At 51.2% G+C, this 14,740-nt stretch carries 13 protein-coding genes; 3 read left to right on the top strand and 10 right to left on the bottom strand.

All coding sequences use genetic code 11. The annotated features are described in order from the left end of the window. Window positions 1-1,519 (bottom strand): dynamin family protein (locus B212_RS34950; RefSeq protein WP_198015841.1); only part of this gene is annotated, 1,519 nt, incomplete at its 3' end. Between the two features lie 202 nt (window positions 1,520-1,721). Here B212_RS34950 and B212_RS0108020 point away from each other — a divergent pair. Both B212_RS0108020 and B212_RS0108015 read left to right on the top strand, forming a co-directional pair. Next, the gene (locus B212_RS0108020) at window positions 1,722-2,141 is read left to right on the top strand and encodes an SRPBCC family protein (protein ID WP_019910052.1); all 420 of its coding nucleotides are present in this window, start codon (window positions 1,722-1,724) and stop codon (window positions 2,139-2,141) included. Between the two features lie 2 nt (window positions 2,142-2,143). Continuing rightward, window positions 2,144-2,488: an ArsR/SmtB family transcription factor gene (locus B212_RS0108015; protein WP_019910051.1), complete on the top strand. Its 345-nt coding sequence runs from the start codon at window positions 2,144-2,146 to the stop codon at window positions 2,486-2,488. A gap of 192 nt (window positions 2,489-2,680) precedes the next feature. On the opposite strand, the gene B212_RS0108010 is transcribed toward B212_RS0108015, so the two are convergent. The 9 genes from B212_RS0108010 to B212_RS0107970 all read right to left on the bottom strand — a co-directional run bounded on the left by B212_RS0108010 (window position 2,681) and on the right by B212_RS0107970 (window position 13,518). After that, window positions 2,681-2,947, bottom strand: coding sequence for a hypothetical protein (locus tag B212_RS0108010; protein ID WP_019910050.1), 267 nt, complete (start codon window positions 2,945-2,947; stop codon window positions 2,681-2,683). A gap of 32 nt (window positions 2,948-2,979) precedes the next feature. Further along, entirely contained in the window at window positions 2,980-3,663 is a 684-nt protein-coding gene (nth, locus tag B212_RS0108005) for an endonuclease III (RefSeq protein ID WP_019910049.1), read from the bottom strand. Window positions 3,664-3,892: 229 nt separating this feature from the next. Continuing rightward, entirely contained in the window at window positions 3,893-6,640 is a 2,748-nt protein-coding gene (locus tag B212_RS0108000; RefSeq protein WP_019910047.1) for an S-layer homology domain-containing protein, read from the bottom strand. 82 nt (window positions 6,641-6,722) lie between these two features. Beyond that, complete coding sequence (locus tag B212_RS0107995) at window positions 6,723-7,373, bottom strand: GerMN domain-containing protein (RefSeq protein ID WP_019910046.1); 651 nt, start codon at window positions 7,371-7,373, stop codon at window positions 6,723-6,725. Between the two features lie 53 nt (window positions 7,374-7,426). Continuing rightward, window positions 7,427-8,863 carry an N-acetylmuramoyl-L-alanine amidase family protein gene (locus tag B212_RS0107990; RefSeq protein WP_019910045.1) on the bottom strand — a complete coding sequence of 479 codons (1,437 nt, stop codon included), beginning with the start codon at window positions 8,861-8,863 and terminating at the stop codon, window positions 7,427-7,429. Between the two features lie 128 nt (window positions 8,864-8,991). Then, window positions 8,992-10,578 (bottom strand): N-acetylmuramoyl-L-alanine amidase family protein, encoded by a 1,587-nt coding sequence (locus tag B212_RS0107985; RefSeq protein ID WP_019910044.1) that lies wholly within the window; start codon window positions 10,576-10,578, stop codon window positions 8,992-8,994. A gap of 171 nt (window positions 10,579-10,749) precedes the next feature. After that, on the bottom strand, window positions 10,750-11,352 hold the full coding sequence (gene leuD, locus B212_RS0107980) for a 3-isopropylmalate dehydratase small subunit (protein WP_019910043.1): 603 nt from the start codon (window positions 11,350-11,352) through the stop codon (window positions 10,750-10,752). A gap of 29 nt (window positions 11,353-11,381) precedes the next feature. Continuing rightward, window positions 11,382-12,806 carry a 3-isopropylmalate dehydratase large subunit gene (gene leuC / locus B212_RS0107975; RefSeq protein WP_019910042.1) on the bottom strand — a complete coding sequence of 475 codons (1,425 nt, stop codon included), beginning with the start codon at window positions 12,804-12,806 and terminating at the stop codon, window positions 11,382-11,384. Window positions 12,807-12,972: 166 nt separating this feature from the next. Continuing rightward, window positions 12,973-13,518 carry a GNAT family N-acetyltransferase gene (locus tag B212_RS0107970; protein WP_019910041.1) on the bottom strand — a complete coding sequence of 182 codons (546 nt, stop codon included), beginning with the start codon at window positions 13,516-13,518 and terminating at the stop codon, window positions 12,973-12,975. Window positions 13,519-13,729: 211 nt separating this feature from the next. Here B212_RS0107970 and B212_RS0107965 point away from each other — a divergent pair, with 211 nt between their 5' ends. Beyond that, entirely contained in the window at window positions 13,730-14,641 is a 912-nt protein-coding gene (locus B212_RS0107965) for a LysR family transcriptional regulator (RefSeq protein WP_019910039.1), read from the top strand. Window positions 14,642-14,740 lie beyond the last annotated feature (99 nt).

Here is a 14,740-nt window from a genome sequence, read left to right as displayed (position 1 = left end):
GGGCCGCCTCGCGGCGCGCAAGCTCCGCGCGCCGCTCGTCCAGCATAGGCGGCAGCTTCGCCAGCAGCTCATCGCCGAAGGCCAGGGCGGCGCGGCGGAAGCCGGCCTTAATCTCAGCCGCGAGCGCGCGGCAGAGATTAAGCAGCGCCTCGCCGGAGAACCCGGTGCCCGGCTTCACTGCAGCCGCCAGCAAATCCTGGCTCACCGCCGGGAGCCCTTGCTTAAGTGCCGTGTCCGCCGCCTCGTCCCAGAGTCCGAGGCCTTCTCCCCATTGCCGCACGAGCTGAAGCAAATGCCACTCAAGCTGGGCGGCAACCTCACGGCTCTGCAGCGTATGCCAGGCTTCCAGACGTTTCTGCTGCTCCTTCTCCCGCTTCGCTGCGGTGAACAGCAGCCCCCGCCGGAAGCCGGGACTGACGCTTTCCGCATACGCGCCCGCCGCCGCTCTGACCTCTGCCGGCATCAGGCTGCTGTTGCCCAGCAGCGCATCCAGGCCAGCGCGCAGATTCTGCCGCGACTGCTCCGCAAGCCCGCTGATTGCCTCGCGCTCCTCCCCGCATTGGATAAGCCCGCGCTCCACGGTATCCATATCCGCAGAGCCCGCCTCTTCCTGAAGCTGCTCCCGCTCTTCCTGCTGCTCCTGCCGGTAAGCGGCAAGCGCAGCGTCCGCACTATGATGCAGGGAGCGGGACAGGCTGAACTGCAGCAGCGCTTCCCTTTGTTCCAGCAAGGAGGCAATCACGGTGATCAAGTCATCCCATTGATTAAGCGGATGATCCCCGGCCTTTAGCGAAGTGAAGAGAATTCCGGCCGATTGAATGCCCCATTGTCCGAAAGCGCTTTCCAATTGCTCCCGGTACAGCTCCATTGTGATTTCCCGTTCACGGTGCTTATCAATTTGATTGACGATAAGATACAGAGGTTTGCCCCAATCGCTGAGAGCTTTGGCAAACGCCAGATTATTCTCGGACTGCACATGATTGTAATCCATCACATAGAACACAACATCGGCCAGATGAAGCGCAGAATGCGTGGCTGCCTGATGTCCGCTATCGGTAGAATCAACGCCCGGAGTATCCATCAATACCCCGTGTGCCCCCAGCAGCGGTACATTCTCCCAGACATCAATGGCTGAGTAGTCGCCGCCTCTACGGCAATACTCCTGAAGCTGATCGGGGGTAATCTCCCGGGCAGAAGGCTCCTCTCCCGGCTCAATTGCCTTAGCATAGAGCAGAACACGCGGTGCTCCGTTACGGATAGAGACGATATTGGCACTGGTAGGAACCGGACCGGAGGGCAGCACAGGACTGCCGCATAGCTGATTGATCATGCTCGATTTTCCCGCCGAGAAATGCCCGCAAAAAGCCAGAGTCAGCTCACCCGCAGCAGCTTTTGCCTGCAGATCGGCAATAATCCGTTCCGCAACCGGGTCTTCCCACCGTTCCATAAGCTCTCTTAACAGAGTAAAAGGCGACTCTTCCCGGATTTCTTTCACCATCTTGGCCCTTTCCGCTCCCACTTTCATTCCCACCTTCTATACCCTGATTCGTATACTCACAATAGAATAATTACATTTTATCACCGATTTGCCACAATTCAAATGATAACTATTTACAAAATCCCCTATTATCCTTCACGAAAGATTGCAAAGCAACACCTAAAGGTGTTATTATTAAAGCGAAATCACAAAGACGTTATACCACCAGGAGGGAATAATACACATGGATAAGACATTACCCGAAGTTCGTAAAACTGTAGTTCTGAATGCTCCCATTGAAAAAGTATGGAAGGCTGTTGCAACCTCGGAGGGACTGGCAGCCTGGTGGATGGACAATACATTTGAACCGGCCCTGGGCCATGAGTTTATTCTCCGGTCCGGTCAATTCGGCGATTCGCCTTGCAAAGTCACCGACATTGAGCCGCCTTACCGGCTTGGCTTCGACTGGGGGAAAGACTGGCATCTCGTGTTTGAGTTGAAAGAGCTGGAGAACAGACAGACCGAATTTACACTTATTCATTCAGGCTGGGATGAAGCAAAGGTCACCGAATTTGGACAACCTCATACAATCATCCGCGGCATCATGAATAGCGGCTGGGAGAGCATCGTCAAGGACAAACTCGTCGCCTACGCAGAGGCCTGACCGTGTCAGCTCCTGCAGCACAGCACGATGTATTCCATGCTATCGCCGATCCCACCCGCCGGAGCGTACTGAAGCTGCTTGCCGGCAGAGACATGCCTATTTTTGCCATCTCCGAGAACTTTCCGCTCTCACGCACAGCCGTTAACAAACATCTGCATATATTGACAGATGCGGGTCTCGTAAGCCGTCAACGGGTGGGGAGGGAGACACGGTACAGGCTAGAACCTGAGCCGCTGGCTGAGCTGAGAGACTGGCTTTCCTTCTTCAATGTCTACTGGGATGACAAGCTGTCTCTCCTGACAACATTTGTTGAAAGTAACAGTAACCCCGCAGCGCCAGAAGAGTAATGATGATTCATCACATGGAGCTTCGGCATTTGCAGTGGGGCTGTGCTCTGATATTCTTCAGTTACTTCAGTCAGATCAGCCTAATTTATGATGTGAAGTATATGCATTCTTACCTTGCAACCAAAAGGAGCCGGCCCGCGGGCCGACTCCTTTTGGCATTCACTTATAATTATTTGTACAGTAACGGACAGATTAAGCTGTTTCCAGTACTGGCAGCAGAATTTCGAATACCTTGCCATGCTGCAGAATGGTCAACCCGCGCGATTTGTCCTTCATCACAACAACTTCCGGTTTCTGGGACATGCGCTCCAGGTAATGCTCAGGCACATCGCCGGAATGGCTGATTGTAATGCCTTCCACTTCCTGCTCTTCATTTTCCTCAAGCGGGCTTTCTACCACCCGTTCAAAAATATCGGAAAATGCTTCAAAATTATCGGTATATACAGAAATGCACTTCATCTCAATCCCATCCTCTTCTTCATCTCTAACTCTTAGCTTGTTTTTGCCGTATGACTGTTAGCTTTTCTAGCTACAGCCGGTTTCATACGTTTTTTGCCCTCCCGGCAAACATCCAGCAGCGGGCAAACCTGACACTTAGGATTCTGTGCTTTGCAATGATATCGTCCGAAAAAGATCAGCCGGTGATGGGTTAATGTCCACTCGTCCCGCGGCACCGCCTTCATCAGCTTCTTCTCCACTTCCAGCACAGAGTCCTTCCAGCCCGCTAGCGCAAGCCTCTTAGCCACCCGTTCCACATGTGTATCTACGGCAATAGCCGGGACTCCAAACGCATTGGACACTACAACATTAGCGGTCTTGCGCCCAACACCCGGCAGAGTAACCAGCAGTTCATGGCTCTGCGGCACCTCTCCGCCATACTGCTCAATCAGAATCGAGCAAAGGCTTTGAATATGCTTGGCTTTGTTGCGGTATAACCCGATACGCCGGATATCTGCCTCGAGTTCCCCAACCGGTACAGAAACATAGTCTAGCGGGGACTTGTACTTTTGGAACAGGTCCTCGGTTACTTTGTTCACTGTTGCATCCGTACATTGGGCTGAGAGCAGCACTGCTATTGTTAATTCAAAAGCATTGCTGTGATTCAGCTCGCAATGTGCATCAGGGAACAGGTCTCCAATGGTGTCCAGAATGTGGCGGACCTCTGCAGCTTTCATAGCGTCCCCTCCACGAAGTGTTACCATCCGGGCAAGCCGGACGGATACAACTTCCCTAATTTCAAGTTGGAACGGCTTCACTGTCCTTAAGCGGGACGGTACCGTTTCTGCAAGAAAGATAAGGAATATTTATGTTACAACATAAATTCATATCTTTCAAAAAAAACGTCTTGATGCAGGCATAATGCCTGTATCAAGACGGTGCTTCACACGGAAAATCACCAAGCCCTTATTGTTTCGCAATTTCAACAACAACGTCATTATTGAAATACATTATAATATTATCATTTTCTTTGAGAGATTGCACGGATAATGTCGTGTCTCCTTGATGAATATATACATTTGGACCAAGCGGGAAGCGGTAAGTCTCATCTAGAGTAGCCCGCTTGGCGATAAGCTCTCCGCTTGCACTCTCATAACTTGAGAAGACCCGGCTCGACTGTGTGAAGACGCGAATAATAAGTGCACCGTCAGCATCCTTGCGCACTTCCACGCGGTCTGACGCAGTGAGTGTGCCAAGTGTTGTCGTAGTAACGCCACCCTTAATAATTTTAACGCCCCCGCTGGCCTTAAGGCTCTGTACAGCACCTGTGTAATCCTTCACGGTCAACGTGCCGGCAGCGGCATCCACCGCCGTCACCTGGCCTGTGGTAAGCTTAACCGTCTGAACAGTAATCGGGGTGCTGCCGTCAAATCCAACATTAATGAAATCTCCCACCTTCAGATCGCTGATCTTGATGGTCTGAGCGGATTCATTGGTCAAGGCTGCCGATACGGTATAAATCTCGGTAGCTCCTCCAGACCACTTAACCCCCAGCTTGTTAGCCGCTGCATTGACCGTAGTAATTTCAAGCTGTACAGCCGAATTTACACGGAGAAGCGAAACAATATCCTGATTTCCGGCCAGTACCGCAGTCACTGAGCTGCCCAGAGCAACATCCGTAACTGCAAGAGAAGTCCGTCCGAAGAAATCCACTCCTTGCGGGTAAGACAGATTTATCGTCTGACCATTAGCCAGCTTCAGGGTCATGATCCGTGTTGTAGTATTCACTGCGGTCAATACCCCTGTATATTTGGTGCTTGTCTCTACAGAAATTGCACGTTGTCCGGCAGCCACAACATCCACCTTGCGGCCTTCGGTCAGATTATATCCCATATTGGTAAGGGATGTGGTAGCTACGCCATCATAGGCTAGCTTGGTCTTCGCATCCAGTTGCACCAGATGAGCTTTATTATTGGTATCCATAACCGTCAAAAGCTGTGTCTTCGCACTGTAGTCAACCACCGTTGCCCCGGTAAACTGGTCAATCTGCCGGCTCAGCACTTCAATCTTGGTTACCTGATCACTGCTGTTAAGTGTAATTTGAACGTTGTCTCCAGCCGCTGCATCGGCAATAATGTCGCCAATGACAGGAGAAGTTACGTTCGGTATGACAATTGCCGGTGTGGTTCCCAGCAGCTTCACTTCACGGGAACCATCAGACTTTTTGTATACAATGGAGGAACTGGTCAGTTCAGTAACCGATCCCTGCACGGTGCGTTCCACCCCTGAAGTCACTTCTACTGTCCGGATAATATTATCCTTAATCGTATATTTGACCGAAGCACCCACCTTCAGATCGGCCGGCAGCAGCACGGCGTTTTGCGAGCTGAAGAGAGAAGTGCCATCCTCCCATTTGAAGGTTTCCGCAGTCCCATCAGCAGCTTTGAACGTGATGCTCTTCTGGGCTGTATCGACACTTTGAATAGTGCCTGTTGCCGTCTTGTTCACAAACCCAGATGTCACCTGAACCTTGACAATCTTATTTGCTCCGCTGAAGGTTTCACGAAGCAGGGTAACCTTGCTTGCGGCAGCGATTGAGCCTGGCGTAATTGCAGCTCCGTTCACATCTACAAAGGAAGTGTTCGCATCATAGCTGTATTGATCATATCCGGCAGGAGAATCCAGCCAGAGCGTTACCGGAGTGCTTTTGGCAAAGGTTCCTTCAATTGTCTGGACCTGAGGTGTAGGATCAGTTAGCTCTACGTAAGCAGCATTATAAGTAGCACCGATGACGGTTACCTTCGTATAGGGCTTAATGTCGCTAAGATTAATTCTTGTATCGGAAGTGCTGTTGAAGTAGGCAGTGCCGTAAGTCAGGTTGAAGACAGAGGTAACCCCATTGCTGAACAGGGTCAGCTTGCCGTCTTTGAGCGCACTTATACTTCCTTTGGCAGTGTTGTCATAATCCAGTGTATTGTGTGCTTCAGCCCGGCTGAAGAAGGTTGCCAGTTGCGCACGGGTAACAGCTCCCTGCGGATCAAAACGGTTCCCGTCCAGTCCGTTGGCAAGCCCCAAATTCACCGCGGTATTAATGTAACCCCGTTTGTTCGCAGTCACCTTGGCATCATCCGCGAAGCTGGTTGGCTTTGTGGCTGCTGAAGCAGCCTCTGCGCTTTTACCGAGCGCCCGGATCAATAATTCAGCAACCCACTCGCGGCTGGCTTTCCGTTCTCCCCAGGAGGTTTTCAGATTGTCAGCAGCCATCTCAACTGTCTTGTCCAGCAAACCCTGCTGGAACGCCAGCACGACATAAGGCTTATAGTAGTTTGTAACCTGGAAGTCCGTTGGCAGCACAACATCCGTGCTGGTATTTACATTGCCTTGCAGCTTCATGAAGCGCAGTGCCATCAGCACCGCCTCCTGCTGGGTAACGGAATCGCCCGGACGGAATAAGCCGTTATTTCCCACTACAATTCCTTGGGAGGCCAGCTTGTAGATATGCTTTTCAGCCCAAAAGCCCGCTTTGACATCGGTGAATATTCCTGTTGCCGCAGCTTGGGCGGATATGTTAGATGAGGCTGGTGCTGCTGGTGTAGCGTTATCGGCAAAAGCGGCTCCCGCTCCGCCAAGCACCATCGCGCCGGCCAGCAAGGCAGTTACCGCTTGAGTAGAATACGTTTGAATGGAACGTTTTGACCTTTTTTGCCCGGACAATAGATTATTCCCCTCTCCATGATTCATTTGAATGTCATATACATCATTTCGTCAGTCTGCCATTCAATTCCTGCATCCCCTCTTAAACACCGCTATTGTCTCTGGTCATAGGGTGCAGCAAATCAACATGGCCCATCAAGCTCTCCACTTGCTGTCCATCCACCAGAACTTCAATACTCTTCACTTCTTTGAATTGGAAGAACGTTTGGGTCAACGCACTAATGGCAAAAGCTTCGCCGCCGGCACCAAGCTGCGCTTCGTCCGGCTTATGAATGTCCATCTGAATCTGCCCATCGGCAAATTTAAGCGATTTAAGCTCGATTTTCCCCCATAAAGGAATCTGGTCCGCTTTATCACTGCTTTGCAGCGCTTTATAGGCTTCACTGTATTTCTCCACATCATCTGCAAAGCTTATCTTGACTTTAGCCGTAAGCAGCTCCATTTGCTGCGGGTCCGTATAGTATACAGATATGCTCTCGCTCTTTTTCTCCGGCGCTTCCGGCTGCTGAGTTGCAGCGGGTGCCGTACTTTCGGCAGTTGGCTGTGGCGTTGCCGTAGGTGTAGCTGTAGCAGACGCATCTTGCCCTTCGTTATTGCTTCCAGCTCCGTTCACAACTGCGGGTGAAGCTTGCACGCCTTCATTTGCCGGTGCCGCTGCCGGCTTCTCACCGCAGCCTGCGATCACAAGCAGAAGCAGCGCCGAAATTCCAGCATATGTTAATTTGTTATTCATCAACATTTACCCCCTCTGGATGAATATTGGCAGACAAAGCCGCATGGCCGCTGCTATAGTCCGAGATATTCCTTAATTCCGCTGACAATACCAGCAGCAACCTTATTCTGTAAAGCATCGGAGAACAGCAATGCCTCATCTCCTTTATTGCTGAGATAACCTACCTCAAGCAGAACAGCCGGCATGGTAGTTTCCCGGATAACATGGAAATTCCCGTACCGCACGCCCCGGTCGCTAAGTCCGGTCGCCTGGACAAGGTACTTATGCATCACATTCGCCAGCGCCTTGCTGGCATCCCGCTGATAATAGGTCTCCGTTCCGGTCGCTGCCGGGGAACCGCTGTTGGCATGTACGGAAATAAACAGATCGGCCTTCAGATTGTTCGCCATTCCCGCCCTGTCTTTCAGCTCCAGGAAGGTATCATCGCTGCGGGTCAGCACTACATCAATATTGCTCTCTTTTTTGAGCAGCGCTGCTGCTTTCAGCACAATTGCCAAATTGAAATTTTTCTCATATTTGCCTGTAACCCCTACAGCTCCGGAGTCCTTGGCTCCATGCCCGGCATCTAGCACTACAAGCTTCCGTCCGTTATTTACAGGCGGTGGAGTTACTGTAGTATCCGTGCTTGCCGCATTCAAGTCAATGACAACCAGCTTGGAGACATCTTCCGTTACGTCAACACTATAATTTTGGGCTTGAGTCAAATCAATAACAAAACGGACTGTATAAGGGGCAGTACTATACAGCGAATAACGCACACCGGATACATCAGGATAATCCGTTATGGTTAGCTTGCCGTTCAGACTGGAGTCCAATTCTTGTCCTGTTTTGAATAAATCAGAGAAATTTGCATTAGGCAAATCTATTACAATTCGCTCGGGTCCAGTCACCTTGGACACCTTCGGCTGTGAACTTCCGTCCATTGCAATGATCAGCTTGTTTTCACTGAAGCTAACTCCATTGACCATGGTCAAATTCGCCGTAGTATCCGCCGGAGGTACAGTCCCGTTTGTTCCTCCCCCGGAATTCCCGCCTGGATCGGCGTTAGGATCAGGCATTATCGGGGTAATAAGGTTTACAACCTTTGCAGTATTGTCCCATTTGACCGTAAGACCAAACTGCTCACCAATGAACCGGATCGGCACCAGGGTTGTATTCGTCCGCAGGAGCGGGGCGGCTGTAAGGGTCACGGTCTTGTCATCAACGGAGGCCGTAGTCTGATCCACAAACAGCTTAATCGTTTTCCCTTGTTGTTCAATCGTGATTGTCTTGCTTTTCTGATCCCAATCCACCTTATATCCAAGGTTCTCAGCGATCATTCTTAGCGGTACCATGACGGAGCTGTTCACATTTTCAACGGGTACGTCCTGTCCTGCAGTCAGCTCCTTGTCATCAAGAAAAATCTTGTTAGTGCCGGCAGCGGCATGTCCATGTCCCGGCAAAACAACTACAAAGAGCAGCAGCAACAGCATAAAAACAAATTTTTTCATTCTTCACCTCTAAGAATCTAGTATTCCGCCTATAGCGGCGTTCAAGATGACAGCAAGGCTGACAACCTTCGACATTGTATAGACGCCGCACTCATATAAAAGTTGCGAATATATACCAAGTTCGCTGTCTATAATCCCAGGTATTCTTTGATTCCGGCGGCGATCTCCCGGGCTAAGCTGTCCTGAAACTGCTCGTCATACATGCTTGCTTCATTTCCCGGATTCGTAAGATAACCTACCTCCAGCAGCACTGCAGGCATACTCGTTTCTCTGGTGACATGAAGGCTTTTGGTTCGGACTCCGTTATCCTTGAATCCAGTTCCGGCGATCAAATGCTTGTGCATGATCTGGGCAAGCGGCAGACTCTCTGTCCGTGAATAATAGGTCTCACTGCCATTAACTTTGTCCCTGTTCGGATATTCAGTCGGCAATGAATTACCATGTACTGAAAGGAATAGATTGGCTTTTGCAGCTTCAGCAATATCTACCCGTGCCTGCAAGCCCAGCGTTTTATCCTCAATGCGGGTATATACGACTTCAACCAGTCCTTCCTGCATAAGCAGTGCTCCAACTTTGCGGACTACCGCAAGATTGAAGTCTTTTTCAAGTCTCTTTGTTAAGCTGACAGCTCCAGACTGTGTACCGCCATGCCCGGCGTCAAGGACCACAATAGGCTTTCCGTTCGCTCCAGTGCCGCCCGGGTTTGGCGAGTTGTTCACCGCATTCAGATCAACAGTTACAAGCCCTGTGCCGGGATCGGTGCTCACCTGATAAGGCTGGACGCCTACGGTCTGAATTACGAACCTGACGGTAGGCGGACTTAGACTGAAGAGTGCGTAGCGCACTTCAGTGATTTGCGGATACCCGGTTACATCCAGCTTGCCTTGCGGGCTGCCGCTTGTGGATACGCCCGGAAAGCTGCCGGCAAAATCAGAGGCAAAGGCGGCCCCCGGAAAATCAATGACGATGCGATCCGGTCCGGTCATCTTCGTGACGGTAGGCTTGGCGCCACCCGCAGCCGCAATGATCAGCCGGTTCTCACTGAATACGGCTCCCATTACCTGAGGCGAGCTAACCACCGTTCCCGCACTGCCAGGAATAGGCGTTGGGGTTGGCACCCCGATACCGATCACAACATCTCCGTCTGTTCCCGAGTTGTCCGCCGGTACAGAGGTTGGGACCGGTGTAGGCGTAGGTGCAGGTGTAATTGACGGTACGGAAGTGGGCGACGGCAAAGGATTACCTGAAGTGTCAGTCCCGCTTGGAAGCCCGCCGCTCAAATATACGGTCTTGTCGGTGTTGTCCCAGCCGACCTTCAGCCCGAATTGCTCGCTTACAAACCGAATGGGCACCAGCACCGTTCCGCCGGTCTGCTTGGGCGCCGCGTTCAGTGCAAGTGTGACTCCATCCGCTTCCGCCGTTGTGCTGCCCACCGCCAGTTGAACACTTTTACCGTACTGCTGAACGGTTACTTTACGCGACTTCTGCTCCCATTTCACGTCGAACCCCAGGTTCTCCACGACCACACGGATGGGAATCATAACGCTTCCATTTACATTCTCCAGGGCGATTCCCTTGGGGAGCACAAGCTCCTTGTTGTCCATAATGATTCTACCGGCGCTGCCCCCTGCAGCAGCGGCTTCATGGCCGGCGAATGACAGCAGCAACAGTGGCAATAGCAGTAGAAAAAGCACCCTTTGTCCGGCTCTTTTCATCCTTCCCTCTCCTTCTGGCAAATGATAGAAATTTACTTTGATATGAATAAGACGACAGAAATCCCCAAAAGTTGCCTCCTCCGGCAACGAATATATCGATTATAGCAAAAAAACTTCTATTTCCGACACCCGGAAATAGAAGTTTTGTGTAAAACATGTAAAGTTTTCGTATTAAGCGAACAGCTTCGCGGCATGGCGCTCTTCGTAGGCTGCGATTTCATCCGCATGCTGGAGCGTCAGTCCGATATCATCGAGTCCCTGCAGCAGGAACTGGCGGCGGTGCTCATCGAGCTCAAAGCTGATGCTGAGTCCATATTCATCGCTGAGCTGTTTATTCTCAAGATCCACTGTCAGCTTGTAGCCTTCATGCTCAGCCGTACGGTTGAAGAGATCATCCACCTGGGCTTCCGAGAGCTTGATCGGCAGAATGCCGTTTTTGAAGCAGTTGTTGTAGAAGATATCGGCATAGGAAGGTGCAATCACCACTCTAAAGCCGTAGTCCATAATCGCCCAAGGAGCGTGCTCACGTGAGGAGCCGCAGCCAAAGTTGGCCCGCGAGATCAGGACAGATGCCCCTTTATAGCGCGGTTTGTTCATTTCAAAAGCTGCATTGTCATTACCCGCTTCATCAAAGCGCCATTCATAGAACAGGAATTGTCCAAATCCCGTACGTTCAATCCGTTTCAAAAACTGCTTGGGGATAATGGCATCCGTATCCACATTTACCCGGTCCACCGGGGCAACAATTCCGGTTAATTTTTTGAATTCTTCCATGATTTTATCCTCCTGCTCTCTCTCAAATTCTATGAGTTGACGGCTTCCGTCTTGTAATTCCAGTCACGGACGTCGGTAAAACGTCCCTTGATTGCAGCCGCAGCCGCCATAGCAGGGGATACCAGATGCGTGCGTCCGCCGCGTCCCTGGCGTCCTTCAAAGTTGCGGTTCGAAGTCGATGCGCAGCGCTGTCCAGGCTGCAGAACATCCGGGTTCATGGCGAGGCACATGCTGCAGCCCGCTTCACGCCATTCAAAGCCCGCTTCTGTAAATACTTTATCCAAGCCTTCCTTTTCGGCCTGCAGCTTCACGCGTCCCGAACCCGGAACAACGATGGCTGTAACCTTATCGGATACCTTGTGGCCTTTGGCAACCACGGCAGCGGCGCGCAAATCCTCAATCCGTCCGTTCGTGCAGGAACCGATGAATACATAATCAATGCCGATTTCGGACATTGGCGTTCCCGGCTTCAAATCCATATATTCAAGCGCTTTTTCAGCAGCCTTGCGTTCATTCTCAGTTGTGAAGTCAGCCGGATTCGGCACATTTGATGTGATATCCGTGCCCATGCCAGGGCTGGTTCCCCAGGTCACTTGCGGAATCAGGGTTTCCACGTCAAATTCAACAACCGTATCGTACTGGGCGCCTTCGTCGCTGACAAGACCCCTCCAGCTCTCAACATAAGCATCATACGCTTCGCCCTGCGGCACATATTGACGTCCGCGCAGATAGTTGAAGGTGGTTTCATCCGGCGCAATCAATCCCGCTCTCGCCCCGCCTTCAATGGACATGTTGCAGACGGTCATGCGTTCTTCCATCGACAGCTCACGGATTGCTTCGCCTGTATACTCAATAACATAACCGGTAGCAAAGTCTGTGCCGTATTTGGCGATAACACCGAGAATCATATCTTTGGCGGTAACGCCTGGATTGCGTTTGCCTGTGAAACGGACTTCCATCGTCTTGGCCTTGGATTGCTGCAGACATTGGGTAGCCATCACGTGTTCAACCTCACTGGTGCCGATACCGAAGGCCAGTGCGCCGAAAGCGCCGTGTGTGGAGGTGTGGCTGTCGCCGCAGACAATGGTTTTGCCGGGATGCGTCAAGCCGATTTCCGGACCCATTACATGCACTACGCCTTGGTCAATATCATTCAGGTCAAACAGTCTTACGCCAAAATCACGGCAGTTCTGCGTCAGCGTATCAATCTGCTGCTTGGAGATCGGGTCCTTAATATTGTAACGGTCTTTGGTAGGCACGTTATGGTCCATCGTTGCAAAAGTGAGGCCCGGACGGCGCACCTTGCGGCCGCTGAGGCGGAGACCCTCAAAAGCCTGCGGAGAAGTTACCTCATGCACCAGATGCAAATCAATGTAAATGATGCTTGGTTTGCCCTCCTCTTGATGGATTACGTGATTGTCCCAAATCTTTTCAAACATTGTCTTGTTGCCCATAATTTCACCTCATAAAGTAGAATCGTTCATTTGAAGAGAAAGTGGAGTCTCTCTTGAATGCTCTAAATATAACATCGGGCCGTTTATAATTCCAAGATATGATTTCTATAAATCTGATAGGTTTGACCTATAAGCATACCAAATGCAACAAACAAGGCATTACCGCCTATTCAGAGCGATTTATATAAAACATCACATGCTCTTCAAACTTTCCGTTGATTTTTACCAGATTGTGCACCAGACCCTGCTCCTGAAAGCCCGCTTTCTTCAGCACTTTGATCGAACCGGCATTTGTCGGCTTCACACCGGCCTCAATCTGCCGAATATCGGCTTCCTTAAAAGCATACTCCAGCACCAAAGGCACCGCCTCGCTCATATAGCCCTTGCCCTGATGGTCCTGATCCAGCAAATAGCCCAAAATCCATTTTTGCTGTGAATCCAGCACGATATGGGCAAGAGAAATATCACCGGTCAGCATGTCATTTTCATGTAAAAAGATTCCGAAAGAATAATTCCGCTTCTCCTCCCGCGCTATCTCCCATCCGGCAATCCGCCCGCTCTGTTTCTCCAGCGTATAAAAGGCATCATCCCTCTCGACAGCAGAAAACTGCTCAAAAACTCTCCGGTTGCGAAGCTCCAAATCCAGCAAAGCCGCTGCGTCCTCCGGCATAAAAAATCTGAGATATACATTTGATCCCTGGTATGTAGTCATATTTTAGTTCCTCCTGTCCTTAGAATCTCCGGCAAGCCGGCCGTTGAATAATACTCTCTTCCAGTCTAGCAGCCGCATAAATAATTGTACATTCCCATTGCAGGCCTTCTGGCTGGCTCCAACTGTTGACTTCTTTCGTAAGTAGCATCGCCTATGTTAATTACTCCACTTATAGGATATACTTATAAACACATCATTTAAGGAGCCTCTCATGGAACTTAGACAATTGCAGTATGCATTGCAAATTGCGGCGGAACGGAACTTTTCTCGCGCGGCGGACAAGCTGCACATCGCCCAGCCTTCACTCAGCCAGCAGCTCTCGAAGCTGGAGAGGGAGCTTGGCGTGCTTCTGTTCCAGCGCAATACCAGTTCGGTGGAGCTGACCCATGCCGGAGAGAAATTTGTGGAGCAGGCACAGATCATAATTGATGCTGTGGAGCTGCTGCGCCAGGAAATGTCCGATATCTCCCAGCTTCGCAGCGGACGGGTGGTTGTTGGCAGCATGCCGATCACCGGGGCGCATCTGCTGCCGCATGTGCTGCCTGTATTTAAACAGAAATATGCCGAGGTCGAGATTACCCTGCTGGAGGATTCTTCAATGAATCTGGAGAAGCTTACCGCCAGCGGCCAGACCGATCTCAGTCTGCTCTCCCTGCCGCTGGAGATTCCCACCCTTGCCTTTGAGGTGCTTGGCGAGGAGCGGATTGACCTTGCGGTTCCGGGGGAGCATCGCTTAGCTTCGCGGAGTGCTGCTGGCATTCGTACCTTCTTGGAAGAATTGAAGGATGAGCCTTTTATTGTACTGAAGGAAGGCCAAGGCTTCCGCAAAATGACGGTAGAGCTCTGCCGGGAGGCCGGATTCGAGCCGCGCATCGTCTTCGAAAGCAACAATATGGAGACCGTCCAGTCTCTGGTTGCCGCCGGCATGGGCGTGACGCTGGTTCCCCACTTCATCGCCCGCGCACCGCGCAGCGAATTTGTTCCGGTCTATCTTCCGCTCGCGGAGCCGGTGCCCAGCCGGACTCTGGTTGTGGCTTACCGCCGGGGCCGCTATCTATCCAAGGCAGCGGAAGCTTTTATGAAAACCTTCAAAACCACGGTAGCAGATCTCGCAAAAGAGTAGCTGCCGACTATTGGCAGTGAAAGGTTCGGATATGATTAATGCCCTTTCGTCTCCAGTGAATGGAAGCAAAAGGGCAATTCTGCTGCGCTGCCTAATTGA

Origin of the sequence: Paenibacillus sp. HW567 (genome assembly GCF_000374185.1) — a bacterium.
Classification (GTDB): domain Bacteria; phylum Bacillota; class Bacilli; order Paenibacillales; family Paenibacillaceae; genus Paenibacillus_AQ.
This window is presented reverse-complemented; position numbering and strand designations above follow the sequence as displayed.

What these genes read in the sequence shown, in the direction of transcription:
- B212_RS0108020 (WP_019910052.1), top strand. Translation starts at nt 1,722, where the DNA reads ATGGATAAGACATTACCCGAAGTTCGTAAAACTGTAGTTCTGAATGCT.
- B212_RS0108010 (WP_019910050.1), bottom strand. Translation starts at nt 2,947, where the DNA reads ATGAAGTGCATTTCTGTATATACCGATAATTTTGAAGCATTTTCCGAT.
- nth (WP_019910049.1), bottom strand. Translation starts at nt 3,663, where the DNA reads ATGAAAGCTGCAGAGGTCCGCCACATTCTGGACACCATTGGAGACCTG.
- B212_RS0107995 (WP_019910046.1), bottom strand. Translation starts at nt 7,373, where the DNA reads ATGAATAACAAATTAACATATGCTGGAATTTCGGCGCTGCTTCTGCTT.
- B212_RS0107990 (WP_019910045.1), bottom strand. Translation starts at nt 8,863, where the DNA reads ATGAAAAAATTTGTTTTTATGCTGTTGCTGCTGCTCTTTGTAGTTGTT.
- B212_RS0107985 (WP_019910044.1), bottom strand. Translation starts at nt 10,578, where the DNA reads ATGAAAAGAGCCGGACAAAGGGTGCTTTTTCTACTGCTATTGCCACTG.
- leuD (WP_019910043.1), bottom strand. Translation starts at nt 11,352, where the DNA reads ATGGAAGAATTCAAAAAATTAACCGGAATTGTTGCCCCGGTGGACCGG.
- leuC (WP_019910042.1), bottom strand. Translation starts at nt 12,806, where the DNA reads ATGGGCAACAAGACAATGTTTGAAAAGATTTGGGACAATCACGTAATC.
- B212_RS0107970 (WP_019910041.1), bottom strand. Translation starts at nt 13,518, where the DNA reads ATGACTACATACCAGGGATCAAATGTATATCTCAGATTTTTTATGCCG.
- B212_RS0107965 (WP_019910039.1), top strand. Translation starts at nt 13,730, where the DNA reads ATGGAACTTAGACAATTGCAGTATGCATTGCAAATTGCGGCGGAACGG.